Origin of the sequence: Alkalibacterium iburiense (genome assembly GCF_039521845.1) — a bacterium.
In the GTDB taxonomy this organism is placed as follows: domain Bacteria; phylum Bacillota; class Bacilli; order Lactobacillales; family Carnobacteriaceae_A; genus Alkalibacterium; species Alkalibacterium iburiense.
In genome coordinates, this window is record NZ_BAAACW010000098.1 from 1 (window position 1) to 681 (window position 681).

The 681-nt window shown below is 29.7% G+C and carries 1 protein-coding gene; it reads right to left on the bottom strand.

Annotated features, from left to right (window positions below):
* Positions 1-253: 253 nt before the first annotated feature.
* The gene (locus ABDZ53_RS08235; RefSeq protein WP_343755431.1) at positions 254-604 is read right to left on the bottom strand and encodes a YesL family protein; all 351 of its coding nucleotides are present in this window, start codon (positions 602-604) and stop codon (positions 254-256) included.
* Between the last annotated feature and the right edge of the window lie 77 nt (positions 605-681).

A 681-nucleotide genomic window follows, 5' to 3' on the forward strand; every position in this document is an offset into this window, starting at 1 on the left:
CTCCCACTTATGTTAATCAGAGGAAGTATTTCTCTTTTTTTCTTGTTTTTTCATAAAACTTTTTACACTACCTCTAAAATCTATTATTATCATTTAAATAATACTATCACACTATTGATAAGATTTCTAAATTGTCTATTTATACTTATAATGCAATATCACCAATCCAGTATATCCACCTTATGCATTAACCCGCCAGTTCAATTACTTTATAACCCACGTCTGACAAAACAATTCTTAATAACATCAAAAACTATTCGTACTGGCTAAACACATCTCTTAGAATATATGAAACTAAATAAGAAATTGAAGAAAAGCCAATAGTTATGAGTAATAATAATCCTAAAGAAAAGGTCCAATCAGTTAAATTGAATAAGATTATAAAGCCGACAAAATAAACTAGAATGGATAACGTACTTTTTATATTCAGCAAAGCTATTTGAAAGGTTGTTTTTATACTATCTTTAATCGTACTCTCATACCTGCTGATATAAGGAAATATATAAATGAGTAGTAATAGAGAAAAAACGGATACAACGACTAGCGCAGTCCCTACTAATATAAATTCAATACCAGTCAATAAAAACAGGATATTGAAGCTCATTAATAGTATGGTTAGGGTGTCAAAACCTAACCGGTTTACTACTTTTCCTTGTTAACAGTGCGATTTTGCCCGCTCTT